Raw genomic sequence first — 25335 nt, forward strand, 5'->3', positions numbered from 1 at the left:
CGATCCGGGGTTTGCACCCGGTACGTGCCACCGTATTTTCTCATACCCCCTATACCAGACACTGAATACTGAACGTTCCGGATAAATTCAGGGGGCTATAATAGAACCATACTCTGATAAGGTAGAATTAAACCCGTTCTCCGATAATGTGCTGTCCAGAACATATTCGATGACCAACTCCATTCAGCTTCGGTCCTACGACGACCGGGACGCCGACGCTGTCTGGTGTCTCCACGAGTGGGCAATGCGAGCGACCGGCAATGACCCCAGTGACATCCCCGGAACGTCGGACCTGCAAAACATCGAGACGCGGTATTTCGACACCGGCGGCGCGTTTCTCGTCGGCGTCGTTCCCGATGCCGACGATGACCTCCCACAGACGTTCGACGGCGGCCTAACCGCGATGGGCGGGTTCCTCCCGAATGAAGTCGGGCACGCGGACGAGCGAACCGTCCCCGGCGCGGCCGAACTCCACCGAATGCGGGTCGCCCCGTCCCGGCAGCGGCGCGGCTACGGTCGCAGCCTCCTCCACAAGCTCGAACAACAAGTGGCCGAGCGGGGGTACGAGGTCCTGCTTGCGACGACGTCACAGAGCCAGCCCGCCGCGGTCGCGTTCTACCGCGACGAGGGGTATCAGGAGGTCGGCCGGTCGACGCAGGGCGAGTACGAACTCGTCCACTTCGAAAAACGTCTCTGACCGTATAGCCGGAGGGCGTTCAGTCGCCGCTGTAGGCGTCGTCGGTGTCCTCGCCGAAGGAGGTGTTGAGCCCACCCGGGCTCTCCCGGTCCTGCTCACGCATACTCTGTCGCGTGAACTGCGGCTTGGCGCGGACGGCCTTTTTCGAGCGGAACGACCACCACAGCGCCAGAGAGAGCCCGACGGTTCCAGCGATGCCGACACCAGTGGCCGGCAGCGACGCCTGCGTGTAGAGGAACGCTGTCGAGAACAGCGTGCTCGCGAGCAACATCCCGAGGATGAGCCGCTTGGTCATCGTCGCGAGCAGGCCATCGGAGTCCTCAATGTCGGCCTGTACGCGGAAGTCCTCCCGCTCGACTCTGTCGAGGGCGGACTCCAGTTTTGGCGGGATACGGACGGCCGACCGGGCGGCGTCGGACACTTCGGTCGCCCGGTCCTCGACGAAGTTCCGCACGCCCTCGGCGAGATACCCCTCCTCGCGGAGATAGTCGGTAGCAACGCCGATGAAGTCGAAGTCCTCGTCGAGGGTGACACAGACGCCTTCAACGACCGTGGCGACACGCAACACGAGCGCCAGATTCGCCGGCAGGCGAAGCGGGAACTCGTAGATGGTGTCCTCGACCTGCTGAATGATCTGCTGGACGCGGTACTGCTCGATGTCCTCGCCACGGGCGTCGGCGATGGCCAGTTCCATCACGTCGCCCATCACCTGCCGGTCGGCCTCCGGCGAGAGCGTCCCCATCTCGATGAGGGCATCGAGGATGGCGTCGATGTCCTGATCGGCGACGGCGGCGTAGAAGTCGATGATCTTGTCCTGCACGAACGGGTCGACTCGACCGGACATCCCGAAGTCGTAGAAGACGAGTGTCCCGTCGTCCTGCACAGCGAGGTTCCCGGGATGTGGGTCGGCGTGGAACACGCCATCGTCGATAATCATCTGGAGGTACGCCCGCTGGAGCGTCTCGGCCAGTTCCGTCCGGTCGATACCACCCGCATCGAGGCTGTCGATGTCGTTGATCTTCGTGCCCGGAACGTACTCCATCGTCAGGACGCGCTGCGTGGAGTGGGACTCCTTGACCTTGGGAATGCAGATACGGTCGTTGTCCCGGAAGTTCTCCCGGATTTCGGTGAGCATGCGGCCCTCCCGCTGGTAGTCCATCTCCTCGCGGATGGTCTTCGAGAACTCGTCGGCTAGCGTCTCAAGCGAGAACGACCGGGAGTCGTCGATGAAATACATCAACAGCGGGAGCGACCAGCGGACGACCCGCAGGTCGGCCTCGACGAGCGTCTCGATACCGGGCCGGCGGATCTTGACGGCGACCTTCTCGCCGTCGACCTCCGCCAGATACACCTGGCCGAGCGACGCGCCGCTTATCGCCTCTGTCTCGAACTCGTCGAAGCGGTCGTCGACGGAGCCCAGTTCGTCCTCGATGACGACCCGTGCCTCGTCCCAGTCCGCCGGTGGCACGCGGTCCTGCAACTTCGAGAACTCCTCGATGTACTCCGGCGGCAGGACGTCCGGCCGGGTCGAGAGTATCTGTCCGAGTTTGATGAACGTCGGGCCGAGCGTCAGCAGCGAGTCGAGCAGTTGCTGTGCACGTTTGCGACGCTGTTCAGGCGTGACACGGCGCGACGAGCCGACCACGAAGAACCGCTTTCGGTCTCGTGCGTACGCGACCAACAGGGGCAGGAAGTGGCGAGCGACGACGAGGAACCGCCAGTACGCGCGAAGGTTCACCGGCTTGCCACCTCTGGGTCAGTCCCCGTCGATCGGGATTGTAGTGCTCGGTGCGGCTGTCGCCTTCGGCAGGCGGAGCTCGAGGACGCCGTTTTCCACGGTCCCCTCCCCGCCCTGCCCGGTCGTGTCCGGCGGGAGCGGGAGCTCGGCGTCGAGGAACACGGAGCGGTCCTCGCGGACGAACGTGAACTCCCCGGGCACGTCTTTGGTCCGTTGCCCGTCGATACGAAGGCGGCCCCCTTCAACGGTCACGTCGATTGTGTCCGCGGTCACACCCGGCAGGTCGAGCACGAGCAGGTATTCGTCCTCGGATTCGAGCACGTCCGCGAACACGGCGTCGGGAAGATCCCGAAGCGCTTCACGCAGGGCTGGCATACGCCTGTCTAAGTGGTACGCAGTGGTAAACCCGACGGTCTCTGCTACTCTACAGGGGTACGGAGAGGAGGACGGCAGCACCGATGAGGACAGCCGCTAGTCCGAACACAGTTTCAGCGATAGCGCCGCGAACAATCCGTCGGGCCGTGCCACGCTCGCTGGTGTCGGAGATGACGAACACCGGCGTCCCATCGCCATCCCCGACGACGGCGTCGACCAGATTACTTCCCCACTCCGATGCGGGGCCGCGCATCGCCTGGCCGTAGACGTACACGTCCTCGCCGACATCCAGCCGACGCTCGGTGAAGCGCTGTTTGTTCCCCAGACTGATCTCAGTGACGAGCAGATTCACGGATCCGTCCTGTGCCTCGACGGCATCCGTTCGCTCGACGTAGCCGGCCAGGCGCTCGGGGAGTTCAGTCCCGGGGGATACCGTCACGGACTGGGACTCGAACCGTACGTCCGCGCCGTCGGGATTCACGCGGACGCGAGCGTTCCCGTCGTCGACGATGAAGTCGACGCCGGCCTGCCCCTCGTCTAGCGTCTCCCAGCTGGAGTGTTTCCCCGACGACCGATACTCCTCGACCTCGTAGGTGTAGGCCAGACACTCGCTGCCGGTGAAGGGAGCCGTGACGGTTCCGGCGTCCTCGTCGGCAACGGCTGTGCCGGTGATTTCGACGGGACCGGAGTGCCCGTCGAGCGAGCGCACCGGGACTGGATCGTTCCGGAGGATGTGAAACACCGTTCGGAGTTCCCGGCCACCGCGGAGGAGGACGAAGCCGCCGATGACCAGGAACACGATGGCGACCAGTTGCGGGAGGACCATACGGCCACTCCGCGTCGGACCGAACAAAAGCGTTCCCAGTCCATGTAGGCGAGCGACTGATGGGACGTGGCCACTCGGGGCGTTTTTGCCACAGTACCCACTAGCAAGGGTATGGCTGGCTCCCCGCCGTCGGAGGCCGAGTCGCTCGCGCTGGAGACTGCCCGCAGACAGCTCGGTAGCTTCGCTGTCCCCGTCGACCGGACAGACAGGATTCCGCTCTCCGTCGCTGTCGGACGAGTGCTGGCGACAGATGCGACGGCGAACGAACCCGTGGAAGCGGCGGATATCTCGGTCGACGACACCGTCTTCCAGCAGGGGCATCAGGTACGGCCCGGCGATGTGGGACTGTTGCGGGCAAGCGGCGTCTCCGAACTGCTCGTCCGCCAGCGACCACAGGTCGGAATCGTACCGACGGGCGACGAACTCCGAGCGGCTGCCAGCGCGGCCCGCGAGGTCGAGACAGCGGGGTTCACGCTGGCGCAGTACGCCGACCGGTGGGGCGGGAAAGTGACCTACCGGGACCCCGTCGCCGACGACGCACCGGCGCTCCGGATGGCCGTCCAGCGCGACCTCACCCGTGATGCGCTCGTCATCACCGGGACCGAGCCGGGGGACACGCTTCGAGAGGTCGTTGCGGACCTCGGCGAAGTGTTCACCGACTACGTCGATATCGACCCCGGCCAGCGGACGGGAGTCGCCGTCGTCGAGGACCGCCCGGTCCTGCTGTTGCCGGAGTCGCCGAGTGCAGCCCGCGTCGGCGCGGTACAACTCCTTCGTCCGCTACTGAAGGCGTTTGCCGATGCACCGCTGTCGGATCACCCCCACCAATCAGCCTCACTGAGCGACGGGGTAGACAGCCCTGCATCCGTCCGTTCGTTCGTGCCGGTCACCGTGACCGACGGGACAGCGGCGCCACTGCCGGGCGCTGACCTTGCCACGGCGACCCGAGCCGACGGCTGGGTATCCGTGCCTGCAGACGAAACTGGTATCGATGCCGGAACGACTGTCACCGTGGAAAACTGGGACTACCTCCCCTGAGACGACGCCAGATCGAGCAGCGAGGCGACGCGCCTGTCGCCGCGCACGCACCGACCCATCTCCGCCGGGGACCGCCGACCGACGTGGACCCCGTCGAGGCCCGCGTTCCACGCTGCACCGATGTCTGACGGATTGTCCCCGGCCAGCACGCCGCTGTGACCGTTGTACCAGACATCCATCTCCCGCATCGCCAACTCCACCGGCTTGGGGTCGGGCTTCCAGCCGATGTCGTCGTCACAGCAGACGACCGTCTCGAACCAGTCGGCGATGTCGAGATGGGCAAGCACCGGTTCGGTGAGGTACTGCTGGCAGTGTGTGACCAGTCCGACCGGTGTGTCGAGGGTGGCGAGGAACGCCTCGGCGTCGTCGTAGAGATACGTCGCCTCGGCCCGGGCGACAGGGTCTTCCTCCTCGTGGAACAGCCGCCAGAACTCCTGTTGGTCGACATCGCGCTCTGCGAGTGTCTGTGACCGAGTCCCACCGAATCCGTACCAGAGCGCGTCCCGTTCCCGGTCGGTGAACTCGACGCCGAGGCGGTCGCCGACAGCACCCATCACCTTCCGGGGGTAGGCTGGCTCGATGTCGACGAGCGTCCCATCGAGGTCGAACAGCCAGAAATCATAGTCGGTGGTCATGAGGGGTGATTTTATTGGGGATTTTCTAATAAAGTCTTTCGGGCCCTACTACCAGTTTTGATGCGTATAACACCGCTGTAAACACTGACTACGCAGCGACGTTTCTTTTCACGCCACACGGATCGAACTGCCGAGGTACTTGTTGAGCACTTCGCTGACCGAATCAGCGTTGAACAGGGCCAGGTCGTCGGCGATTTCGGCTTGTAGCGCGTCGAGGTACACCTCCTCGGTCCGGAGTTCACGGAACGACGCCGAGACGACCGGGCAGCCGAGTTCGTCCTCGACAAGCCGACGGAAGTGCGGTTCGTCGGCCAGTTCGCCCCGCCAGAGCGTGTCCCGGAAGAACAGCCAGCCGCCGGTCCCCGGGGTGTCGGCCGCTCGATACAGCGTCGTCTCGAACCGGTCGGGGTCAGTCCACAGCCCATCCGCGTCCGGCTCCAGCCGGATTTCGACCCGAAAGACGTACCGTGCGGTCGCCCCCTCGGGGTCGGTCGGCCGGAGCGACGCGAGTCCATCGGCGGTGTCCACGGTCACACCGTCAGTCGTGGATGCCGTTCAGCCGCTCGGCGAGATCGATGTCGTTCTCGGTGATGCCACCGGCGTCGTGGGTCGTGAGTCGGACTTCGACCTCGCCCCAGCGGATGGTCATCTCCGGGTGATGCCACGCGTCCTCGGCGAGGCCAGCGGCGGCGCTCAGAAAGCCCGACGCGTCCAGATAGCCGTCGAACTCGAAGACGCGAACGATTTCGTCGCCGTCGCGGGTCCACTCCTCGGGTAGCCGGTCGCTAATCTCTGCATCAGAGAGCAGGTCTGCCATATCGGATACGTCGGACGGCGTGGGCAAAAAGGTGGGCGTGGTCAGTCGTCAGAGAGTCGGTCGAGCATCGCGTTCGGGATCTCGTCGCGCATGCCGTCGGGGATGTCGTCGACCGACATGCCCTGGGTGAACTCGGGCGGGGTGACCTGGTCCGGGCCGCCGAAGTCCGGGTCGAACAACTGGAGCGCCGTATGAATCGTCGACCAGTCGTCCTCCTCCGCGGCGTCGCGCAGGCTCTTGGTCGGCGCGGCGAGGATCTGCGAGACGATGGCGTCGGCCATCGCTTCGACGACTTCCGCCTGGTCATCGTCGAAGTCAGCCGCCGAGAGCGCGCTGTTTATCTCGGCCGCCTTGACCTGTTCGGCGCTCTCGTACATCGTCGAGATGACCCTGTCGGCGCGTTTGCGCTTGTACTGCGTGAGCAGGCGGTCGAACTCCTCGTCGACGATGCGTTCGACTGCCTCGGCGGCTCGCTGCCGCTTGTTCCGCGTTTCGGCGGTCACCGACTCCAGCGCGTCGAGGTCGTACACCGTCACTGACGGGAGTCGGTCCGCGCCGGCCGGAACGTCACGCGGCTGGGCAATATCGACGATAGATACGTCACCGGCATCGCTGAAGGTCCCGATATCGAACACCTGGTCGCCGCTCCCCGTCGCCGAGATGACGGCACTGGCCTCGGAAACGGCCGCTTCGATGCCGTCGAGCGCAACCGCACTGGCGTCGATGTCGACCGATTCGGCGACGTGCTCCGCGTGTGGCACTGTCCGATTAGCCACGAGCAGCCGTTCTACCTCCTCGCTGAGCGCATCCGCAGCGAGTTGGCCCATCTCGCCGGCACCGACGACGAGCGCTGTCCCGTCAGTCAGCGAACTCTCCTGTTTGAGCAAGCGAACCGCGGCGGAGGCAATCGAGACGACACCCTCGTTGATCTTCGTCTCCGTGCGGGCGCGCTCGCCGACGTGAATCGCTTTCGTGACACCGTCTTCCAGCATCGGCCCGATGCCGCCAACGCCGCGGGCTGTCTCGTAGGCGGTCCGGAGCTGGCCGAGGATCTGGTCCTCGCCCAGCACAATCGATTCGAGCCCGGCGGCTACCCGGAGCAAGTGACGGAGGCTCTCCTCGTGACCCATCTCGACGACGACATCTTCGGGCACGGCGCGGGTGAACAGTTCGAGCGCGTCGAGCCCGTCCGCGTGATCAGAGACGACGACGTACCCCTCGGTACGGTTACACGTCTGTAGCGCAATCGCCTCTTCGACCTCTGGGTTGGCGAGCAGGGATTCGACGGCGTGGCGCTCGCTGTCCGCCGCAGCGGTCTCTAATTGGTCGACGCTTGCGCGTTCATGGGAGATACAGACCCCAACGATTGCACCAGTGTCCCCTCTCACGTTTGATCACCAGGTAACTCTCCGATCACGTCTCTAGCTACTTGCTCTCCCTTGTACCTGCCACTATCTAAAGCCTTCCAAACTTCCCGTGACCTGACAACGAACCTGACGGCGTCACGCCGTTCGGCCGGCGGGACGCCCCGGTCGCGAAGGTCCTCACGGAGGTCACCAACGAGTTCCGCCATCAGACCGGCGTTTCCGAACTCGTCTTCGAAACGCTCGCGGAGGTGTTTCGACAGCGCCGGCGCGCGCCCGCCGGTCGCAATCGCCAGCGTCACCGGGTCGTCCCGCACTGTCGCCGGGACGACGACATTGCCGAACGACTGGTCACCGTGGTCGTCGGCACGGTTGACGAGCGCGCCGTGCTCCTCGGCAACCGCGGTGAAGGCGTCGTTCAGGGCCGAGTCGTCCGTCGCGGCGACGACCAGTGCCGGGTCGGTCCGCTCGACCCATTCTTCGGCATCCTCGGGGTCCGGGGCGGCCCGGACCTTTTCGGCGTCCGCGAACGCCCGGTCGGCGAACTCGGGACTGAGGACGACGACGCTCGCCTCCGTGGCGAACGTTCGGGCCTTGCGCGCACCGACCGGACCGCCGCCGACGACGAGCACTGTCTCGCCCTCGAAGTCGTGCATGAGCGGAATCATCGGTGCTCCCCTCCTGATCTGGCGCTGCTACACCAAGCGGACACGGTCACGCCGTCTCTGTGTTCTGCCGCGCTCGTTCGTCCAGCCTGATTCCCGTCTTCTTCAGGATGCGCGTCGAGAACAGCGTGTCCCAGTCGTCCTCGGACACGTCCCAGTGGTCGGCCATCCGGTCGCGGACCTGCTGGATGCGCTCCTGGCTCTCCGCTTCGCTTCGCCCGTGGGTCATCGCGAAGAAGTTGTACGGCCAGACGCCGTCGTGGCGCGGCCGCTCGTAGCAGTGGGTCACGAAGTCGAACTCGGCGATAGCCGGGCCGACCTCGTCGATGACCTCGTCGGGGACGTCCCAGACGGTCATCCCGTTCTCGCTGTAGCCGAGCGCGTAGTGGTTCGGGATGACCCCGACGCGGCGGACCTTCCCTTCCATGTTGAACCGCTGTATCGTCTCCAGCACCCAGTCGACGTCGGCGTCGATTTCGTCGGCCACGTCGGCGTAGGGCGTGGCGGTAATCGGCAGGCCGTCCTGGATTTCCAGCACGAGGTCCAGTTCGTCGGCGGTCAGGGACTGGCTGTCGGTCGGCGTCACGTCCGGCCCCAGGTCCGAACAGTCGATATCTTGCGTCTGTGGCCCCTCGACGGGGAACTTCGCGCCGACGTGGAACTCCTGCTGTTTCGGGAGGTTGTACGTCTCCTCGCCGGTTTCGGCCTCGATTTCTGCCAGGACCTCCTCAACCCGGCCTTCCTCTGCCACCGAGAGGACGAACCACATGTTCAGATGCGGATGTTCGCGTTCGTAGTTGTGCGCGACCTCCGGGTACGCGTTTATCATCTCGGCGTGTTCGTCGTAGCTGTCCTCGGGGGCGTGAGTTGCGACAAGGGTGGCGGTACCGCCGATAGCTTCGGCGTTGATGAGTGCCCCGAACCGCGTGAGAACGCCCGCGTCGTCGAGGTCCTGTACACGCGCTAACAGCTCGTCCGCGTCGATGTCGACGCCGTGGTCGGCGAGGGCCGCCGCGGCCGGTTCGAACGGCCGTTCGACGACCGGGAAGCCGCCCTGGAAGGCGTTCAACACCGCCCGGTCTACCGTCCCGAGGTCTTCGCTCATGCCGAAAGCTGGGGGGCCTGCGAATAAAAACAGTCCGGGACAGCCGGTACCATGTCCGGGTCGCCGGAGCGTTTTACCCCCTTGCGCCCCTAACCCGCGCGTGGCAATCTCGACAGCCGAGCTGGCGGTCCGGCTGCTGGTCTACCTGTTTGTCCTGATAGGGGTACCGCTGTGGTTCGTGCTGATGTTCCGGCTCATGGACTACGCCGCACACGATACGCTGGTCGAGCAGTTCAGTGGTCGACGTAACGGTCGCGACACCGGCCAGCTCAACGCCTACTTCGAACAGGCCGCCGTCGAGGCCACGACCTGTCGTATCTGTGGCGCAGCGAACGGCCCGGACTACACCTACTGTCACAACTGCCAGGAACGGCTGGCGGCCGGCGACTGATACTGTTGGACGTAACTTCGTACAGCTATTCGCCACCCTGGGAGTGGCGACATTCTTGAAAGGCTTCCGTCCGACAGTACGACGCGGTTACTCGCCTTCGACACCGGTTACCGCGTAGCCGGCGTCCTCGATAGCTTCGAGAATGCCGTCGTGGTCGGCGCTGGCCTCGTAGTAGAACACCAGATCGAAGGAGCCGTTGCGCAGGAGCTGCTGGCACTCCCAGACGAACTCCTCGCCGTCCAGCGTGAGGCCCTGGTGCTGGTTCGACGCGAACTCGGGGTCGTCGCTGCCGGAGTAAACGTACGTATCCTTCGGGTCCAGGCCCGCGCCTTCGGCGATGAGTTCGCCGACCTCGATGGTGGCCTGCATCATCTCGATCTCGTCGCTGCCGTCGTACTCCGTGTGGACGACAGCGCCGTTGAGCTGAATCTCGCCGGGCTCAAGCAGTTGTTTAGTCCGGCGGTAAAGGTCGTCGTCAAGTGCGTCGGCCTCGCTCATACCATGCGGTCGGTGTTGCTGTCCCTAAGACACTTCGGATTCCAAACGCTGGTCGGCTCTACCCGAAGATATTCGGTTCGAGGGGCGGCACAGCGACAGCGGTGGGAACCCACGCGCTGCCGAGTCGCACCGCTCGGTCAGTCGTGAACCCGTTGAAAAGCGAGCCGGTCTCGCTTACAGTCGCGTGAGGTTCTTCGCTCGCGGGCCTTTGTCTGCCTGTTCGATGTCGAATTCGACTTCTTGCCCTTCTTCTAAGTCCGGGCCGCCGACGTCTTCCATGTGGAAGAACACGTCTTCGTCGGCATCGTCGGTTTCGATGAAACCGTAGCCACCCGTATCGTTGAAGAAGTCGACAGTGCCTGTCGCCATGGTTACAGCCGCGTGAGGTTTTTCGCGCGCGGGCCTTTGTCGGCCTGCTCGATCTCGAATTCCACTTCTTGCCCCTCCTCGAGGTCAGGACCGTCGATGTCCTCCATGTGGAAGAAGACGTCCTCGTCGGAGTCTTCGGTATCGATGAACCCGTAACCGCCTGTGTCGTTGAAGAAGTCTACCGTACCGGTCGCCATTGCAATTTGAACGTTAAGCCGGGGTATATTAAAACTATGCGCATATATTTCGATAGATTAGGTGGGAAATAACTGTACCCAGTCCCTTCCACAAAGCCCTTATTGAGTGGTTGAAATGTACACAACGATGCTATCGAGGGGGAAGCGACTGGGATATGCGGCCTACGAGCGATTGCTCCAGTGGGAACTGTCAGGGACGCCCGACCACGTCGCAGTCATTATGGACGGGAACCGAAGATACGCGGAAAAGCAGGGCGCCAAAAAACAGGAAGGCCACAGAGAAGGAGCCCAAACAACGGAGGCGCTGCTGAACTGGTGTGACGAACTCGGCGTTCGTGAGGTGACGCTGTACACGTTCTCGACGGAAAACTTCGACCGCGACCCCGAGGAACGCGAACACATCTTCGACCTCGTCGAACAGAAGCTCCGAACATTTGCCGACGCCGACCGGGTCCACGAGGCCGGCGTGTGTATCCGCGCCATCGGCGAGACAGAGATGCTACCCGACCGGGTCCGAGACGCTGTCGACTACGCTGAAGGGCGAACCGCCCAGTACGACCAGCTCAACCTCAACATCGCGCTGGCCTACGGCGGCCGGGCCGAACTGCTCGGCGCGGCCCGCAACGTCGCCACTGCCGTCGAAGACGGAACCCTCGACCCGACGGACGTCTCCGCGGAGACTATCGAAGCGCGGCTCTACGAGGGGCCGACCCGCGACGTTGATCTCATCGTTCGAACCGGCGGTGACGAACGCACCTCGAACTTCCTGCCGTGGCACGCCAACGGCAACGAGGCTGCCACGTTCTTCTGTACGCCCTACTGGCCCGAATTCCGGAAGGTCGACTTCCTGCGAGCGATTCGGACGTACCAGAACCGAGAGCAGTCCTGGCGGACGACCCGTGCCGAGCGCTCGCTGGCACTGGTTCGTGCCATCGAGCAGTCGGAACTCCCGACGGCCAAACGGATGCTCGGACGGTTCCGGGACGCGCTCCCGAGCGCCGAGCGCGAGCAACTTGAGGACGAGTACGAAATCGCAGACTGACCTCTTACCGACCGAACCGCCGCTGGCGCTCCTGGTAATCCCGCAACGCCCGCAAGTAATCCCGAAGCCGGAAGTTCTGCCAGTTCACGTCAGTGAAATACAGCTCCGAATACACGGACTGCCAGATCATGAAATCGGAGAGCCGCTCGGCCCCGGTCTTGATCACCAGATCCGGGTCGGTCGGGAAGACGAGATGCTCCTCGACCGCAGCCTCGTCGATATCGTTCGGGTCGAGTGAGCCTGCATCGACGTCTTCCGCGAGCTTCTGGACGGCCGTCGCGAACTCCGACTGTCCGCCGAGGCCGATGGAAATCTGGATCGGGGCGTCGGCCGTCGTCTCGTCGTCCGGTACTCTGACCGCTATCTCCCGTGGCGCGGTGACACTTTCGAGTTCACGCTGCAGCGTCGGGATCGCTTCCTCGTCGAGGACACTCACGTAGACGACGACGGTATCGGTGCCGTACTGAACGGCCCAGTCGAAGAATCGCTCTAAGGTCCGGTATGCACCGTCTCCCAGGAGGTCCCGCTCGGTGATCACCAGCGCGACCGTCTCGGGCAGGTCGGCGTCGCTGCGCCGAACGCGCATCGCGAGATATCGGTCGTATAGTCCCACGCCCGCCGGTATGCTGACAGCCCCAGTAAATCTCACGGTACCGTCGCCTCCGCAGTTCGGAAAGGGTAAGTGCCTCTCGGGGATACCGGTGGGACGTGACTGGCACAGTCCGTCGGGCAGGCGCGTTCGCCGCCGTGGGGACCCTCGCGGTCGCCGTCCCGGCCGCAACGGGCTTTCGCTCGCTCGAACTCGCGACTGTCGCCGCTATCGCACCCTTCGTCCTCGTCGCCGCGCTCGGCGTGACGGTCATCGGGCAGGACTCGCGGCTGTTCGACCTGTTCGCCCGTCCCGGCGACTACGAGGACGGGAAACTGTACGGCCTGGCGGCCTTCTCGCTTGCCGCCGCCGGGCTCGCGCTGCTTGCCGTCCGATTCAGTCTACCGGTGCCGGTGTTCGTCGGCGTCGTCGTCATCGTCGCCTACGGGAACCTCGGCCAGCGACTCGCCTACACCGTCCGCTCCGACGAGGTGGTCGCAACCGCAGGCTTCGTGCTCGTCGGCTTCGTCGCCGGCGTCGCGGGACAGGTGGCGGGAACGCGGATTCAGGCCGCCGTCGGCGAGGGAGCGGCCGCCGTCGACATTCCACTCGTGCTGTTTCTCGCCGCCAGCGGCGCGTTCGTCGCTGCCCTGCTTCGCTCGGTCCTGTTCGAACGGGACGACCCGCTGGTGATGCTCACGGTGGGACTGCTGCTGTGGCTGTTTTTCGAACTCGACCCGTCGGTGACTGCACAGCGCGTCGTCATCGCGCTCGCCGTGACAGTACTGCTCGGCTATCTCTCCTACGCGCTCGACACGGCGTCCCTCCCGGGGATGCTCACCGGCGTTCTCCTCTCGTTTTTGACCATCGTTCTCGGCGGTTTCGGCTGGTTCGCCATGCTGATTTCCTTTTTCGCGCTCGGTGGCCTCTCGACGAAGTTCCGCTACGAGGAGAAACTGGACCGCGGCATCGCCGAGGAGAACGAGGGCGCACGCGGGAGCGGGAACGTGCTCGCGAACTCCATCGTCGCGCTGTTCGCCGTCGTCGCCGCGGCGGCGAGTCCGAGCCACATCGCCGTCGACCCGCTGCTGTTCTTCTATGCCTTCGCCGGGGCCGTCGCCGCCGCGATGACCGACACGTTCTCCAGTGAGTTCGGCGGGCTCTACGACAACCCGCGACTCATTACGACGCTCAAACCAGTCGAGCCGGGCACTGACGGCGGCGTCACCTGGCAGGGCGTGGCCGCCGGGGCCATCGGGGCAGGCATCATCGCTGGCATCGCCGCGCTCACGCAGGACATCAGTACAGTCGGCAGCGGCGTCATCCTCCTGTGTGGACTGGTCGGCATGACCGTCGACAGCCTGCTGGGTGCGACCGTCGAGGGCTCGGTCGTCGGCAACCAGGGCGTCAACATGCTCGCGACCCTGGCGGCCGCGCTGACCGGCGCTGGCGTCGTGCTGACCGCCGGCCTCCTATGATCCGGGAGGCTCGTTCCGAAGACGAGGTTCGTCTTCGGGCCATCCAGACGGACGCGCTCGACGAGCCGTGGCCGGAGCTCCTCGGCGTCGGAATCGACGGCCCGCCGCTCGTGCTGGTCCTCGATATCGGCGAACCGCTCGGCTACGCGCTTGTCGTGCCGGACCACCCGGTCGCGTACCTGGCGGAGTTCGCCATCACGCCCGGCAAACAGGGGCAGGGCCTCGGGACGACACTTATGCACGGGCTTCTGGACAGGCTCCGGACTGGTGGGTTCGAAACAGCGAGACTCACCGCGCGCGCTGACGACGAGCGAGCGCGCTCCTTCTACGACGGGTTCGGGTTCTCGGTCGCCGACGAGCTACCCGACCACTACGACGACGGCGACGGTGTGTTGCTCGTTCGCGAACTCTAGTCCTCGATGCGAACCTGTACGGCCGTCGGCTGTTTGACGTACTCGCCGTGGCCGGCAGCGACGACGACATCGACGCCGCGCTGGGCGGCAACGTCGAGGAGCTTCTGCGTGCAGTCGGCATCGATGACGACGGTCTTGGGAACGGCCTCAGCGGCTGCAAGCAGCGAGACGACGGTATCAGCATCGCCTTCAGCGAGCAGCGTCGCGTCCTCGTCGACCAGCCTGGCCGTCCCGCTGTGGTTCTGAATGACGGCCTCGATGTGGTCCGAAAGCGAGGGGATGGTCGGTCCGTCGCCGCTTTCGGTCGACTCCTCGTCGGCTGCGGCATCCGCCACAGCGGTTGCGTTCGAGTTGTCCGCGACACTCGTCGCCCCCTCGGTCGTTTCGGCCTGCGCCGACCCGGCCTGCGGAGCGGGCGCGGGCTGGCTGTCTGCGGTGTCCTCCGACGTCGCGGCCGCCACGGCACCGCCGTCAGCGGTCGTCGACTCCTCGGGATGGGACATCTCCTCGCGGATGCTGTCGAGGCTCTTGGCGCTTGCGACCGTCTCGTAGGGAACCTTGTCCCGGAGCGCCGACATCACCTCGCTGCGTGAGAGGTCCTCGACGGACTTGCCGGTGGGAGTGACAGCGACATAGTCAACGTCGCCGACCTGCGCGAGTTCCTTCAGAATGAGGTCCCCGCCGCGGTCACCGTCGAGGAACGAGGTCACCGTCCGGCCGGCCGTCAGGTCCGCAATGGCGTCGGGGACGTCCGTTCCCTCGACTGCGACGGCGTTTTTGATGCCGTATTTGAGCAGTTGCATCACGTCCGAGCGACCCTCGACGACGACAATCGCGTCGGAGTCGGCCACCCGCGGGCCGGCCGGGAGTCCCTCGTAGTCGGTCACGTCGGCGACCCGGACCTGCTGTCTGACCGTCTCGACGATGTCCGCGGTCTGGATCGACTTCTCCTCGAAGTCGTTCAGGAGTTCCGTCGCGCGCTCGACGACTTCGCGCCGCTTGGCGCTGCGTACGTCCTCTATCTCTGAGACCTCGATTTCGGCGCGACACGGCCCCACCTGTTCGATGGTCTCCAGTGCTGCGGCGAGGATCGCTGTCTCGACTCTGTCGAGACCGCTCGCGACGGTGATCTCGCCGAAGGACTGTCCGCCTTCGGAGCGTATCTCCACGTCGATGCGGCCGACCTTCTTCGAGTCCTGCAGGTCCCGCAGGTCCAGTTCGTCGCCGAGTAGCCCTTCCGTCTGGCCGAACACCGCGCCGACGACGTCGCTCCGCTCGACGACTCCCGCCGCCGTGATGTCGGCATGTATCAGATATTTCGCCGTATCTTGCATGATTGTCCTGTTTTCCAGCCCGTCGAACGCTGTTCCGACGGACTGCTGTCACTATACTGATGTTGGGAAGTACAGCGGAATAACCTTGCGCACGCGAGTCGGTGGAGGAAAACCTCACTCAGTTGACTTTCGAGCCGACACTGCCTCGATGGATCGCTGTGCACCAGACGGGTCAGCCACTCACTCCAGCAACGGGCGCATACCGCCGATACCCGCCTGGATGGCGTCGACCGGGTCCTCGGGGTCGTCGTGTTCGAAAACGAGCCATTCAGTCCCGGCCTCGCGGGCCGCATCCACCACGGCCTGGAGCGGGACGACCCCCTCGCCGAGAGCGGTCGGCTCCCCGTCCTCTGTCATGTCCTTGAGGTGGACGACGGGAACGCGCCCGTCGAGTCGCCGAATCAGGGCGGCAGGGTCTTGACCCGCCGCGTGCGCCCAGCCGGCGTCGAACTCGAAGTCGATCGTCGTCCGGTCGACGAGCGCGTCGAAGGCGGTGCCATCGCCGAGCGGGACGAACTCGTGGTCGTGGTTGTGATACAGCAGGGGTCGGTCGAACTCCGTGTCGAGCATCCCGAGCAGCGTCGCGGTCGACTCGACGGCGCGCTCGCTCGCGAAATGGTCGTCATCGAGATACGGAAGGACGATGGACGGCGCGTCGAGCGTCCGGGCCTGATTCTCAACGGTGCGAGAATCGGACTGCAGGTCCTCCAGTTGGACGTGGACGCCGGCGATACCGAGCCCCGCCTCGTCGAGCGCACGTCGGGATGCGCCCGGGTCGCCGATGCCGGCGAACTCCACGCCGTCGTAGCCGGCGGCGCTGATGCGGTCGAGCACGTCCGATAGCGGCTCCCGGAGTTCCCGGAGCGTCCAGAGCTGGATCGCTGTCTGCATACCGTTGCTGCGAACGCTGTCGTAAAATAACTGGACGGACTACCGGGGGGCATGGGATTCACTGAAACGGAGATCGACCCCGCGCGGTTCCTCGAAGACGTAGAGATGCGTATCGGCGAAATCGTCGACGTCGGACCGTTCCCCGAAGCCCGCAAAGACGTGTACAAGCTCGACGTGGCGTTTGGCGACGAAACGCGCCAGTCCGCCGCAGGGCTGACAGACGTGTACGATCCTGAGGACTTGCTCGGGTCGCAGGTCGTTGCCGTCGTCAACCTCGGGACGGTCTCAATCGCCGGCTTCGAGAGCGAGTGTCTGGTGACCGGGGTCGACAGCGAGGACGGCGTCGTCCACCTGACGCCCGAACGGGACGTCGAACCCGGGACCCGCGTGTATTGAAGAATATAGTTCTTCAACGGCTGTCGGTGAAGGTTCGTTACCCATTAGTACCGCCAGCGGCTAGACTGTCGTAATATGAGTACAGTCAGGGCCGCTGGGTGGACAGTCGTCGCGCTCGTGTTGATGGCGCTGGCAGTGCCGTGGTTCCTCTGGGACACCAGCACGGTCGCGGCCGGGCTGCCCGTATGGCTGTGGTGGCACGTTGGATGGATGGCGCTTGCGAGCGTCGTCTTTGCTGTCTTTGCGCGCACCGACTGGGGCCTCGGCGTCGAGGAGGTGAACTGACGTGGCCGATACTGCGCTCCAGTTGGGTATCGTCGGCGCGTACATGGTCGTCGCGCTCGCGGTGGGCGCAGTCGCCTACCGGCTCACCGAGCGCACCGCCGAGGACTACTACCTCGCAAGCCGGACGCTCGGCACGGTCGTGCTGTTGTTTACCACCTTCGCGACGCTACTGTCGGCGTTTACCTTCTTCGGCGGCCCGAACCTCGCGTTCAGCGCCGGCCCCGAGTGGATTCTCGTGATGGGGCTGATGGACGGCATCATCTTCGCCGTCCTCTGGTACGTGCTGGGATACAAGCAGTGGCTGGTCGGCAAGCGCCACGGCTACGTGACGCTCGGCGAGATGCTGGGCGACCGGTTCGGGTCGACGGCGCTCCGCGTTGTCGTCGCCGCTGTGAGCCTCGTCTGGCTGTTCCCGTACGTGATGCTCCAGCAGAAGGGGGCCGGCCAGGCCATCGTCGGCCTCACGAACGGCGCGGTTCCGTTCTGGGTCGGAGCCGGCGGCATCACGCTGTTCATGATCGCCTACGTCGCGCTCTCGGGCATGCGCGGCGTCGCCTGGACAGACACGCTTCAGGGGCTGTTCATGCTCTCGCTGATCTGGGTCGCCGTCGCCTGGGTCCTGTCGGCCGTCGGCGGCGCGGGTGAGGCGACGGCCCTGCTGGCGTCCGAAAAGCCGGCGTTTGTCGGTCTCGGCGGCGGCCTCTACACGCCGCAGTACATCATCTCGACCGCAGTCAGTATCGCCTTCGGCGTGACGATGTTCCCGCAGATCAATCAGCGCTTCTTCGCCGCCGGCTCGAAGAAGGTGCTCAAGCGCACGTTCGCGCTCTGGCCGGTACTGGTCCTGCTCCTGTTCGTCCCGGCGTTCATGCTGGGGGCGTGGGCGGCCGGGCTTGGTATCACCGTCCCAGAGGGCGGCAACGTCATCCCGGCGCTGCTGGGCGAGTACACGCCGACGTGGTTCACCGCGCTGGTCATCGCCGGCGCGATGGCCGCGATGATGTCCTCCAGCGACTCGATGTTGCTTTCGGGGTCGTCGTACCTCACCCGTGACCTCTACCGGCCGCTGACCGGCCGCGACGATGCCAGCGACGAGGCGACCGACCGTCGCGAGGCGCTCGTCGCCCGCCTCGGTGTGGTCGCTTTCGCCACCCTCTCGTTCATTGCGAGCCTCTACACGCCGGGGACACTGGTCCAGATTGGTGACACCGCCTTCAGCGGCTTCGCCCAGCTAACTGTCCCAGTCGCGCTGGCGCTGTACTGGCAGGGAACCACACGCACCGGGATGTACGCCGGCGTGGTGGGTAGTCAGGTGTTCTACGGCCTGCATGTCTTCCCGGTCATTGCGACGGTTGGGGGACTGGTCGGCCTCGACGTCGCCCTGCCGACAGCGTACCTGGGCTGGACGCCCGGCATCGTCGGCATTCTGGTCGGTCTCGTGTTGACAGTCGCCGTCTCGCTGGTGACTGCCCCCGCCGCGACCGAGAATCGCACTGCCTACGCCGTCACCGGTATCGAAAGCGACTGAGACACGGTCGGTCTGCGTGCCGCCCTCCGGCACGGCAACCACTGGACGGCGGCCGCCGGCAGACATGTAAACCTACAAAAGCGTCCAGACCAATGTGCCGGTATGGACTCCGACCAAAACGTCGGCGGTCGCGACCGCCTGATCCGAGCGGTGCTGGCAGTCGTTCTGACAATCGTCTCCCTGCGCTGGCTTCGCAGCGGGAAGCGCAAGCGCGGCCTGCTCGCCGGAATCGGCGCGCTCGGCCTGGGATTCAACGCCTCGACAGGCTACTGTGGGTTCAACGATACGCTCGACATCGACACGTCGGCCGATGACGACGACGTGTTTGCCCCGGATGCGGACGACGAGCCGGCAGCCGACGAGTCGACGGACGTGAGCGTGGACTTCACCTCCTCCGGCGATACCGAGGCCTCGAACGGCCACGCCAGCGGTAAGCTGACCTGCGCCGTCTGCGAGGACCCTATTGTTCCCGGGGAGCGCCGTGGGCCGAACGATGACGGCGCTATCGTGCACGAAAGCTGCGAGTAACGCGCCGCCCCGATACGCGCTCGGCAGCCCGAGTCTGGTTCTTTTTATAATCACCGTCCCAGTCTTTCACGTATGCAGACCCACATCGTCCCGGTCGGATTCGACTACGACCGGCTCATCGCGCCGCTCGTGCGCGAGCAACTCGACGTTGACCGCGTCATCCTGCTCGAGGGCGCGGTCGGCAGCGAGGCCAACGTCGAGTACTCGCGAAACCTCGCCGAGAAGTTAGAGAAGGACTACCAGAACCTGCTCGGAGCGGAAACCGAGCGGTTCGTCGTCGCCGACGTGTACGACTACGACGAGGCCTTCGAGCAGGCCTTCGAGCTCATCAACGCCGAACTCGACGCGGGCAGCGAGGTGTGGGTCAACGTCTCCGCGATGCCTCGGACTGTCTCGTTTGCCTTTGCGACCGCAGCCCACTCGATCATGGTCGAGCGCGAGGGCGACCGGGACCGCATCCACACCTACTACACGGTCCCCGAGAAGTATCTGGAGACGGAACTCGCCGAGGAACTGCGCAAGCAGATCGACATGCTAGAGGACATGCGCACGGGCGAAGAAGTCGACGAGCGAATTGACGACCGACTCGAAACCGCGCGGGACCTGCTATCGGAGTTCGACGAGCGGGGGACAACCATCGGCGCGAAGGAGATCGACGGCTCCCACATCGTCGAACTGCCGGTCGCCTCCTTCTCGAACGTCAAGCCCTTCGAGGAGGTCATCCTCTTCACGCTGGGCGAACACGGCGAGTTCGAGTCCGTCTCCGAACTGGCCCAGCAGTTGGCCCGGGATCTGGGTGAGGAGTACACCGACTCCTTCCGCTCGAAGGTCATCTACAACGTCGACCGGCTCGGCCCCGGCGGAAAGGGGTACATCGAGCAGGAGGAACACGGGAAATCCTACCGGACGACGCTCTCCCGCATCGGGCAACTGTGGGTCCGGGCCCACTCCGCCGAGGACCGCAAGCACCGCGAGTCCGACCTGCCGTGAGCTGGTCGCTGGTATGAGCCCGTCGGGACGCTGGCGAAAACCGAAGTCATTAATCCTGCCGTAGGTCGAGTATTGTACAGATGGTGCGTCGACTCTCCCGAACGCTGGTTCTCGCGCCCGTCGGTGTAGGGGCCCCACGCCCCACACCACCCCCACCTATCGACGCACGCACCGCTGATAACCACGCCGCAGTCCGATGCGACCCGGGTGTTACACCCACAGTTTGAATATGAGTGACACACAGGACCCACCGCAGGACGAATCGACCGCAGACGAATCAGAAAACGCCCTCGACGGGGAGTACGACCCCCGCGAGGTAGAGCCGGAGTGGCAGGACCAGTGGGTCGCCGACAAGACCTACGCCTACGACGAGGACGCCGACACCCGCTTTACTATCGATACGCCGCCGCCGACGGTGTCGGGGAACCTCCACATGGGCCACCTCTACCAGTTCACGCTGCAGGACTTCGTCGCCCGCTTCCACCGGATGCGCGACGACACCGTCTACTTCCCCTTCGGCTACGACGACAACGGCATCGCCTCGGAGCGGCTCACCGAGCGCGAACTCGGCATCCGCCACCAAGATTACCCGCGCCGAGAATTCCAGGAGAAGTGCCGAACGGTGTGTACGGAGTTCGAGGACGAGTTCACCGAGGACGTGCAGTCGCTGGCGATTTCTATCGACTGGGACAACACCTACAAGACCATCGCGCCGGACGTGCAGCGAGTCTCCCAGTTGTCCTTCCTCGACCTCTACGAGCAGGGTCGGGAGTACCGCCAGCGCGCGCCGACCATCTGGTGTCCGGACTGTGAGACGGCTATTTCACAGGTCGAGCAGGAGGACAAGGACAAGCACACGAAGTTCAACGACATCGCCTTCGATCTGGTCGAAACCGGCGAGGGACCAGCCGACGAGGGCGCGACGTTCACGATTTCGACGACCCGGCCCGAGCTACTGCCGGCGTGTGTCGCCGTCTTCGTCCACCCCGACGACGACGAAAACCAGCACCTCGTCGGTGGCTCCGCGCGGGTCCCGATCTTCGAGCAGGAGGTGCCCATCATCGCCGACGAGCGCGTCGACATGGAGACCGGCAGCGGCATCGTGATGTGCTGTACCTTTGGCGACCAGAACGACATCGAGTGGTATCAGGCCCACGACCTGCCGCTACGGCTCGCCATCGACGAGTCCGCGACGATGACCGACCTCGCCGGTGAGTACGAGGGGATGCATACCACCGAGGCCCGTGAGGCCATCATCGAGGACCTGCGCGAGGAGGGGTCGCTGCTCGAGAGCCGCGACCACGACCACACCGTGCAGGTCCACGAGCGCTGTGAAGAGGAGGTCGAGTATCTCGTCACCGAGCAGTGGTACATCGAACTGCTCGACAAGAAAGAGGAGTATATCGAGGCCGGCCGCCAGATGGAGTGGTACCCTGAGAAGATGGCCACCCGCTACGAGCACTGGATTGAGGGGCTCGAATGGGACTGGTGCATCTCCCGCCAGCGCGATTCGGGCATCCCGATCCCGGTGTGGTACTGTGACGACTGCGGCGAGCCCGTGATGGCCGAGCGCGAGCAGCTGCCGGTTGACCCGCTGTCGGACGCCCCGCCGGTCGATAGCTGCCCCGAGTGTGGCCACGACTCGCTGACGCCCGAGGAGGACGTCTTCGACACGTGGGCAACCTCGTCGCTGACGCCGCTCGTGAACGCCGGCTGGGACTGGGATGCAGACAGTGAGTCGTTCACCATGGAACTGCCCGAGCTGTACCCCTTCGACCTGCGCCCGCAGGGTCACGACATTATCTCGTTCTGGCTGTTCCACACCGTCGTCAAGTGCTACGAGCACACCGGCGAGGTGCCATTCGAGAACGTGATGATAAACGGGATGGTGCTGGACGAGAACCGCGAGGCGATGTCCAAGTCCAAGGGCAACGTCATCCCACCGAGCGAAGTCCTAGAGGAGTTCCCGGTCGACGCCACGCGCTACTGGGCCGCCGGCACCTCCATCGGCGACGACTTCCCGTACAAGGAGGGAGACCTCGAAGCTGGTGAACGGCTCCTCCAGAAGCTCTGGAACGCCTCGCGGCTGGTCGACCAGCTCACGCCGGCCGCCCAGCCCGACGAGCCCGAGGAGTTGGCCGCGGTCGACGAGTGGCTGCTTGCCGAACTCGATGCGACCGTGGAGTCGGTCACGACGAAGTTCGAGGACTACGAGTTCTCGAAGGCCCGGAACGAACTCCGGTCCTTTTTCTGGAACACGTTCTGTGACGACTACCTCGAAATCGCCAAGCAGCGGCTTTCGGACGGGGAAGACGCGTCGACCGAGTTCACGCTGCTGCAGGCCCACCGGACCTTCCTGCAGTTGTTCGCGCCGTTCCTCCCACACATCACGGAGGAACTGTGGGAGCGGTGCTACGAGGAAGATAGCTCGATCCACACGACGGACTGGCCGACAGCGGGTGGCTATGACGCCGACCTCGAAGCGGGCGAGACGGCGATGGAAGTCGTCTCCGCGCTCCGGCGGTACAAGACCGAGAACGGGCTGCCGCTGAACGCTGACCTCGACCACGTCGAGGTGTTCGGCCACATCGCCGGCTTCGAGGACGCCGTCGCCGAGGCGATGCACGTCACCCAGCTGGACACCTACGATGAGGCCCCGGACATCACGACCGAAGTCAGCGGCATCGACCTCGACTACTCCATCGTCGGCCCCGAGTTCGGCAGCGAAGTCGGCTCGATTGACGACGCTATCGAGAGCGGCGACTACGAGATCGACGGCGACACGCTGCGGGTCGCCGGCGTCGAACTCGACGACGAGATGTTCGCCGTCGAGGAGTCCCGGACCTACTCCGGCGAGGGCGAGATGACCGAAACCGAGAGCGCAGTCGTCGTCGTTCGGTAAGCTCGCCGCGTTTTTCCGACATCCGGCACTCCTATCCGGTCGCACCCATCGCCGCGACCAGTAGCATCAAGACCTGTGGGTCCGGTCATTGGAACCATGCGAACAGAGGAAACGATCCGGGACCGCATCGAGGCGCTGCAGGACGAGTACGACAGGCACGACCCGCCGTCGACCGAGCTAGAAGACGAGGCCGAGGTCGCCATCCTGCGCGCTATCGAGGAACTAGAGTGGGTCCTCGACGAGCGCGAGGCCGAGGACGGGTTCACGACCTGAGACCCGAGGAAACCACTAGCTGAGGACAGCGCCGGTCAGGCTTGCCGCTTCACTTTCTCTACGCGCGTCGCCAGTGCGAGAAACGTCGCCATGAGCGTCAGCACGACCGCCCAGCCGGCCGCGAGGTCGTGGGCCAGCACCGTGTGGTCGAACCCGCCGGCTGCGGCCAGCGGCTCGGCCCGCAGCCAGGTGTGGTGTGGTCCGTCGAGAACCGGGAGGAAGTAGTCCACGATGTCGTTGAAGCCGTACCAGAACACCGCAACGGCGACGGATACGACGGAAAAGCTCGCGTAGCGGTGGATGAGGAAGGCCTCGGCGGCCATCGCCAGGTGGCTCAGAATCAGGAACCAGTAGAGCCACAGCGGAATCCCACCGGGGCCGTTGAGAACGAGTTGGACGTACGGCGTCCACAGACCGAGCTTGATACAGCCGAAGAAGCCGAGCATGTGGAGCCATTGCGTATCCCAGTCGAGCCGCCAGGCCACCAGCGAGAGCCCGATGAACATCGTCGCGACGGGCGAGTCCGGAATCAAGGGGTAGGCGGCCAGCGGAGCCGCGCCGAGTTGGCCCTCCACGAGCGGCGGCGCTGTGTTCAGCGGGCGGCCGGCGTAGTACCAGAAGCCGAACAGCGTCCCGACCAGATTGACGAGCGCGATTGGCCAGGCGAGTCGAAGCCCGACGTTCTCCAGCCACGCCGGCAGCGGCGCGACGTACCGCGGGAGCCCTTCGGCGTCTGGGAGCCGACGGCTGAACACCCGTGCGACAGCCGCGTCGATGCGCCCGCCGACACCCTCGTCCGTAGCCATGTCGATGCAGTGGGGAGACGCGATGAAAACGGTAGTGGTCTCAGCCCCGTCCCCTGGAGAATATTGTGGTCGCTGGCGCGATATCGGGGCCTCTGCGCGTGGGTCAAACGCCGTTCTGTCCCTCGAAAGGACACGCGTTAAGTAAATCCAGTCCTAAGTCTGGGTAATGACTGAAGAGACCGACCTCGAGGACCTCCGTCGCGGGACTGACCTCGTCAAGCGCGGCTTCGCGAAGATGCAGAAGGGCGGCGTCATCATGGACGTCGTCAACCGCGAGCAAGCCCGAATCGCCGAAGACGCTGGCGCAGTCGCCGTGATGCACCTGGAGTCGGTGCCGGCCGACATCCGCAAGCGAGGCGGTGTCGCCCGGATGGCGGACCCCGGCAAGCTCGAAGAGATCATCGAGGAAGTGTCGATTCCGGTGATGGGCAAGGCCCGTATCGGCCACACCGCCGAGGCCCAGATTCTGGAAGCGGCTGGCGCGGACATGGTCGACGAGTCGGAAGTGCTGACACAGGCCGACGACCGCTACCACATCGACAAGCGGGAGTTCACCGCGCCGTTCGTCTGCGGGGCGCGGAACCTCGCCGAGGCGCTGCGCCGCATCGACGAGGGCGCGGCGATGATTCGCACCAAGGGCGAGGCGGGCACCGGCGACGTGAACCAGGCCGTGACTCACCAGCGCAACATCCAGCGCTCCATCGGGATGCTTGAGGGGATGGCCCACGAGGAGCGCGACGAGTGGGCACGCGAACACGGCGCACCGCGGCGACTCGTCCACGAGACGGCGGACCGCGGTCGGCTGCCGGTCGTCAACTTCGCGGCTGGCGGTATCGCGACGCCCGCCGACGCCGCACTGATGATGCAACACGGCTGTGACGGCATCTTCGTCGGCTCGGGCATCTTCGGCGCGGAGAACCCCCAGGCCATGGGCGAGTCCATCGTCGCGGCGGTCAACAACTACGATGACCCCGAACAGCTCAAGGAGATCGCGAAGAACCCCGGCAAGGGCATGAAGGGACAGGCGAACGCGGACCTAGACGAGGAAGAGCAGTTGCAGGGCCGCGGCGTCTAACTGGGGCCGCGACCAGCCGTATTTTCTCCGGTGTCAGGTTCATTACAGACGGCCGCTCAAAGACGAAGACACAAGTTCCTACGGCGGCGA

Annotated in this window: 30 protein-coding genes; 14 read left to right on the forward strand and 16 right to left on the reverse strand. The window is 64.9% G+C overall.

Going from position 1 to position 25335, the window contains the following annotated elements; translation table 11 throughout:
• Positions 1–169 precede the first annotated feature (169 nt).
• Complete coding sequence (locus SG26_RS03745) at positions 170–697, forward strand: GNAT family N-acetyltransferase (protein WP_050036878.1); 528 nt, start codon at positions 170–172, stop codon at positions 695–697.
• Positions 698–716: 19 nt separating this feature from the next.
• On the opposite strand, the gene SG26_RS03750 is transcribed toward SG26_RS03745, so the two are convergent.
• From SG26_RS03750 to SG26_RS03760, 3 genes are read right to left on the reverse strand one after another with little or no spacing between them, the layout of a single operon-like run.
• Positions 717–2435, reverse strand: coding sequence for an AarF/ABC1/UbiB kinase family protein (locus SG26_RS03750; RefSeq protein ID WP_050036879.1), 1719 nt, complete (start codon positions 2433–2435; stop codon positions 717–719).
• 18 nt (positions 2436–2453) lie between these two features.
• Positions 2454–2810, reverse strand: a complete 357-nt coding sequence (locus tag SG26_RS03755; RefSeq protein ID WP_014040946.1) for an Hsp20/alpha crystallin family protein — start codon at positions 2808–2810, stop codon at positions 2454–2456.
• 49 nt (positions 2811–2859) lie between these two features.
• Entirely contained in the window at positions 2860–3636 is a 777-nt protein-coding gene (locus SG26_RS03760) for a GIDE domain-containing protein (RefSeq protein WP_014040947.1), read from the reverse strand.
• Between the two features lie 111 nt (positions 3637–3747).
• On the opposite strand from SG26_RS03760, the gene SG26_RS03765 reads away from it, so the two are divergent.
• On the forward strand, positions 3748–4674 hold the full coding sequence (locus SG26_RS03765; protein WP_050036880.1) for a molybdopterin-binding protein: 927 nt from the start codon (positions 3748–3750) through the stop codon (positions 4672–4674).
• Here SG26_RS03765 and SG26_RS03770 read toward each other — a convergent pair.
• The 6 genes from SG26_RS03770 to SG26_RS03795 all read right to left on the reverse strand — a co-directional run bounded on the left by SG26_RS03770 (position 4662) and on the right by SG26_RS03795 (position 9260).
• The gene (locus SG26_RS03770; protein ID WP_050036881.1) at positions 4662–5309 is read right to left on the reverse strand and encodes an HAD family hydrolase; all 648 of its coding nucleotides are present in this window, start codon (positions 5307–5309) and stop codon (positions 4662–4664) included. The genes SG26_RS03765 and SG26_RS03770 overlap by 13 nt on opposite strands.
• Positions 5310–5417: 108 nt before the next feature.
• Positions 5418–5837 carry an LWR-salt protein gene (gene lwrS / locus SG26_RS03775; protein ID WP_050038243.1) on the reverse strand — a complete coding sequence of 140 codons (420 nt, stop codon included), beginning with the start codon at positions 5835–5837 and terminating at the stop codon, positions 5418–5420.
• A gap of 10 nt (positions 5838–5847) precedes the next feature.
• Positions 5848–6126: a 4a-hydroxytetrahydrobiopterin dehydratase gene (locus SG26_RS03780; protein WP_008312658.1), complete on the reverse strand. Its 279-nt coding sequence runs from the start codon at positions 6124–6126 to the stop codon at positions 5848–5850.
• 41 nt (positions 6127–6167) lie between these two features.
• Complete coding sequence (gene hemA, locus SG26_RS03785; RefSeq protein ID WP_050036882.1) at positions 6168–7514, reverse strand: glutamyl-tRNA reductase; 1347 nt, start codon at positions 7512–7514, stop codon at positions 6168–6170.
• A complete protein-coding gene (locus SG26_RS03790; protein WP_050036883.1) occupies positions 7511–8158 on the reverse strand; it encodes a bifunctional precorrin-2 dehydrogenase/sirohydrochlorin ferrochelatase in 648 nt (215 codons plus the stop codon). The genes hemA and SG26_RS03790 overlap by 4 nt, the downstream gene beginning before the upstream one ends.
• A gap of 46 nt (positions 8159–8204) precedes the next feature.
• Positions 8205–9260 carry an Lrp/AsnC family transcriptional regulator gene (locus SG26_RS03795; protein WP_014040953.1) on the reverse strand — a complete coding sequence of 352 codons (1056 nt, stop codon included), beginning with the start codon at positions 9258–9260 and terminating at the stop codon, positions 8205–8207.
• Between the two features lie 100 nt (positions 9261–9360).
• Between SG26_RS03795 and SG26_RS03800 the strand changes: the two genes are divergently transcribed.
• Positions 9361–9651, forward strand: a complete 291-nt coding sequence (locus SG26_RS03800) for a hypothetical protein (protein WP_014040954.1) — start codon at positions 9361–9363, stop codon at positions 9649–9651.
• 87 nt (positions 9652–9738) lie between these two features.
• Here the strand turns inward: SG26_RS03800 and SG26_RS03805 are convergent, their stop codons facing one another.
• The 3 genes from SG26_RS03805 to SG26_RS03815 form a co-directional block, all read right to left on the reverse strand.
• The gene (locus SG26_RS03805; RefSeq protein WP_004591450.1) at positions 9739–10149 is read right to left on the reverse strand and encodes a DUF5778 family protein; all 411 of its coding nucleotides are present in this window, start codon (positions 10147–10149) and stop codon (positions 9739–9741) included.
• A 174-nt stretch (positions 10150–10323) separates the two neighbouring features.
• Entirely contained in the window at positions 10324–10518 is a 195-nt protein-coding gene (locus SG26_RS03810; protein WP_004591449.1) for a cold-shock protein, read from the reverse strand.
• Positions 10519–10520: 2 nt separating this feature from the next.
• Positions 10521–10715, reverse strand: a complete 195-nt coding sequence (locus SG26_RS03815) for a cold-shock protein (protein WP_004517065.1) — start codon at positions 10713–10715, stop codon at positions 10521–10523.
• A 115-nt stretch (positions 10716–10830) separates the two neighbouring features.
• On the opposite strand from SG26_RS03815, the gene uppS reads away from it, so the two are divergent.
• Complete coding sequence (uppS, locus tag SG26_RS03820; protein ID WP_079980806.1) at positions 10831–11757, forward strand: polyprenyl diphosphate synthase; 927 nt, start codon at positions 10831–10833, stop codon at positions 11755–11757.
• Between the two features lie 4 nt (positions 11758–11761).
• Here the strand turns inward: uppS and SG26_RS03825 are convergent, their stop codons facing one another.
• A complete protein-coding gene (locus SG26_RS03825) occupies positions 11762–12370 on the reverse strand; it encodes an undecaprenyl diphosphate synthase family protein (RefSeq protein ID WP_023843370.1) in 609 nt (202 codons plus the stop codon).
• Positions 12371–12465: 95 nt separating this feature from the next.
• Between SG26_RS03825 and SG26_RS03830 the strand changes: the two genes are divergently transcribed.
• Together SG26_RS03830 and SG26_RS03835 are read left to right on the forward strand one after the other, a co-directional pair.
• Entirely contained in the window at positions 12466–13824 is a 1359-nt protein-coding gene (locus tag SG26_RS03830; protein WP_014040958.1) for a DUF92 domain-containing protein, read from the forward strand.
• Positions 13821–14237 (forward strand): N-acetyltransferase, encoded by a 417-nt coding sequence (locus tag SG26_RS03835; RefSeq protein WP_050036884.1) that lies wholly within the window; start codon positions 13821–13823, stop codon positions 14235–14237. Before SG26_RS03830 ends, SG26_RS03835 begins: the two co-directional genes overlap by 4 nt.
• On the opposite strand, the gene dnaG is transcribed toward SG26_RS03835, so the two are convergent.
• Both dnaG and SG26_RS03845 read right to left on the reverse strand, forming a co-directional pair.
• Positions 14234–15571 carry a DNA primase DnaG gene (gene dnaG, locus SG26_RS03840; protein WP_050036885.1) on the reverse strand — a complete coding sequence of 446 codons (1338 nt, stop codon included), beginning with the start codon at positions 15569–15571 and terminating at the stop codon, positions 14234–14236. The two genes, SG26_RS03835 and dnaG, sit on opposite strands and share 4 nt — an antisense overlap.
• Before the next feature lie 180 nt (positions 15572–15751).
• Complete coding sequence (locus SG26_RS03845; protein WP_050036886.1) at positions 15752–16462, reverse strand: sugar phosphate isomerase/epimerase; 711 nt, start codon at positions 16460–16462, stop codon at positions 15752–15754.
• A gap of 51 nt (positions 16463–16513) precedes the next feature.
• On the opposite strand from SG26_RS03845, the gene SG26_RS03850 reads away from it, so the two are divergent.
• From SG26_RS03850 to SG26_RS21500, 7 genes are all read left to right on the forward strand, one after another.
• Positions 16514–16858: a tRNA-binding protein gene (locus SG26_RS03850; protein WP_050036887.1), complete on the forward strand. Its 345-nt coding sequence runs from the start codon at positions 16514–16516 to the stop codon at positions 16856–16858.
• Between the two features lie 75 nt (positions 16859–16933).
• Positions 16934–17143, forward strand: a complete 210-nt coding sequence (locus tag SG26_RS03855; RefSeq protein ID WP_004957724.1) for a DUF3311 domain-containing protein — start codon at positions 16934–16936, stop codon at positions 17141–17143.
• Between the two features lies 1 nt (position 17144).
• A complete protein-coding gene (locus SG26_RS03860) occupies positions 17145–18671 on the forward strand; it encodes a sodium:solute symporter (protein ID WP_014040963.1) in 1527 nt (508 codons plus the stop codon).
• Between the two features lie 102 nt (positions 18672–18773).
• Entirely contained in the window at positions 18774–19199 is a 426-nt protein-coding gene (locus SG26_RS03865) for a DUF2892 domain-containing protein (RefSeq protein ID WP_008312632.1), read from the forward strand.
• Between the two features lie 72 nt (positions 19200–19271).
• Positions 19272–20189: a DUF6293 family protein gene (locus SG26_RS03870; RefSeq protein WP_014040964.1), complete on the forward strand. Its 918-nt coding sequence runs from the start codon at positions 19272–19274 to the stop codon at positions 20187–20189.
• A 229-nt stretch (positions 20190–20418) separates the two neighbouring features.
• A complete protein-coding gene (locus SG26_RS03875; protein ID WP_050036888.1) occupies positions 20419–23091 on the forward strand; it encodes a valine--tRNA ligase in 2673 nt (890 codons plus the stop codon).
• Positions 23092–23187: 96 nt separating this feature from the next.
• Positions 23188–23364, forward strand: a complete 177-nt coding sequence (locus tag SG26_RS21500; protein ID WP_008312626.1) for a hypothetical protein — start codon at positions 23188–23190, stop codon at positions 23362–23364.
• Positions 23365–23399: 35 nt separating this feature from the next.
• Here SG26_RS21500 and SG26_RS03880 read toward each other — a convergent pair whose 3' ends face one another.
• Complete coding sequence (locus SG26_RS03880; RefSeq protein ID WP_050036889.1) at positions 23400–24170, reverse strand: DUF1405 domain-containing protein; 771 nt, start codon at positions 24168–24170, stop codon at positions 23400–23402.
• Positions 24171–24336: 166 nt separating this feature from the next.
• Here SG26_RS03880 and pdxS point away from each other — a divergent pair, with 166 nt between their 5' ends.
• Positions 24337–25245, forward strand: a complete 909-nt coding sequence (pdxS, locus tag SG26_RS03885) for a pyridoxal 5'-phosphate synthase lyase subunit PdxS (RefSeq protein ID WP_050036890.1) — start codon at positions 24337–24339, stop codon at positions 25243–25245.
• The last annotated feature ends 90 nt before the right edge of the window (positions 25246–25335 follow it).

The sequence above is a fragment of the Haloarcula sp. CBA1115 genome, assembly GCF_000827835.1.
In the GTDB taxonomy this organism is placed as follows: Archaea; Halobacteriota; Halobacteria; order Halobacteriales; family Haloarculaceae; genus Haloarcula; species Haloarcula hispanica.

What these genes read in the sequence shown, in the direction of transcription:
- SG26_RS03780 (WP_008312658.1), bottom strand. Translation starts at nt 6,126, where the DNA reads ATGGCAGACCTGCTCTCTGATGCAGAGATTAGCGACCGGCTACCCGAG.
- SG26_RS03745 (WP_050036878.1), top strand. Translation starts at nt 170, where the DNA reads ATGACCAACTCCATTCAGCTTCGGTCCTACGACGACCGGGACGCCGAC.
- uppS (WP_079980806.1), top strand. Translation starts at nt 10,831, where the DNA reads ATGTACACAACGATGCTATCGAGGGGGAAGCGACTGGGATATGCGGCC.
- SG26_RS03790 (WP_050036883.1), bottom strand. Translation starts at nt 8,158, where the DNA reads ATGATTCCGCTCATGCACGACTTCGAGGGCGAGACAGTGCTCGTCGTC.
- pdxS (WP_050036890.1), top strand. Translation starts at nt 24,337, where the DNA reads ATGACTGAAGAGACCGACCTCGAGGACCTCCGTCGCGGGACTGACCTC.
- SG26_RS03815 (WP_004517065.1), bottom strand. Translation starts at nt 10,715, where the DNA reads ATGGCGACCGGTACGGTAGACTTCTTCAACGACACAGGCGGTTACGGG.
- SG26_RS03835 (WP_050036884.1), top strand. Translation starts at nt 13,821, where the DNA reads ATGATCCGGGAGGCTCGTTCCGAAGACGAGGTTCGTCTTCGGGCCATC.
- SG26_RS03805 (WP_004591450.1), bottom strand. Translation starts at nt 10,149, where the DNA reads ATGAGCGAGGCCGACGCACTTGACGACGACCTTTACCGCCGGACTAAA.
- dnaG (WP_050036885.1), bottom strand. Translation starts at nt 15,571, where the DNA reads ATGCAAGATACGGCGAAATATCTGATACATGCCGACATCACGGCGGCG.
- SG26_RS03855 (WP_004957724.1), top strand. Translation starts at nt 16,934, where the DNA reads ATGAGTACAGTCAGGGCCGCTGGGTGGACAGTCGTCGCGCTCGTGTTG.
- SG26_RS03810 (WP_004591449.1), bottom strand. Translation starts at nt 10,518, where the DNA reads ATGGCGACAGGCACTGTCGACTTCTTCAACGATACGGGTGGCTACGGT.
- SG26_RS03845 (WP_050036886.1), bottom strand. Translation starts at nt 16,462, where the DNA reads ATGCAGACAGCGATCCAGCTCTGGACGCTCCGGGAACTCCGGGAGCCG.
- SG26_RS03770 (WP_050036881.1), bottom strand. Translation starts at nt 5,309, where the DNA reads ATGACCACCGACTATGATTTCTGGCTGTTCGACCTCGATGGGACGCTC.
- SG26_RS03765 (WP_050036880.1), top strand. Translation starts at nt 3,748, where the DNA reads ATGGCTGGCTCCCCGCCGTCGGAGGCCGAGTCGCTCGCGCTGGAGACT.
- SG26_RS03865 (WP_008312632.1), top strand. Translation starts at nt 18,774, where the DNA reads ATGGACTCCGACCAAAACGTCGGCGGTCGCGACCGCCTGATCCGAGCG.
- SG26_RS03850 (WP_050036887.1), top strand. Translation starts at nt 16,514, where the DNA reads ATGGGATTCACTGAAACGGAGATCGACCCCGCGCGGTTCCTCGAAGAC.
- SG26_RS03875 (WP_050036888.1), top strand. Translation starts at nt 20,419, where the DNA reads ATGAGTGACACACAGGACCCACCGCAGGACGAATCGACCGCAGACGAA.
- SG26_RS03760 (WP_014040947.1), bottom strand. Translation starts at nt 3,636, where the DNA reads ATGGTCCTCCCGCAACTGGTCGCCATCGTGTTCCTGGTCATCGGCGGC.
- SG26_RS03880 (WP_050036889.1), bottom strand. Translation starts at nt 24,170, where the DNA reads ATGGCTACGGACGAGGGTGTCGGCGGGCGCATCGACGCGGCTGTCGCA.
- SG26_RS21500 (WP_008312626.1), top strand. Translation starts at nt 23,188, where the DNA reads ATGCGAACAGAGGAAACGATCCGGGACCGCATCGAGGCGCTGCAGGAC.
- SG26_RS03755 (WP_014040946.1), bottom strand. Translation starts at nt 2,810, where the DNA reads ATGCCAGCCCTGCGTGAAGCGCTTCGGGATCTTCCCGACGCCGTGTTC.
- SG26_RS03795 (WP_014040953.1), bottom strand. Translation starts at nt 9,260, where the DNA reads ATGAGCGAAGACCTCGGGACGGTAGACCGGGCGGTGTTGAACGCCTTC.
- SG26_RS03870 (WP_014040964.1), top strand. Translation starts at nt 19,272, where the DNA reads ATGCAGACCCACATCGTCCCGGTCGGATTCGACTACGACCGGCTCATC.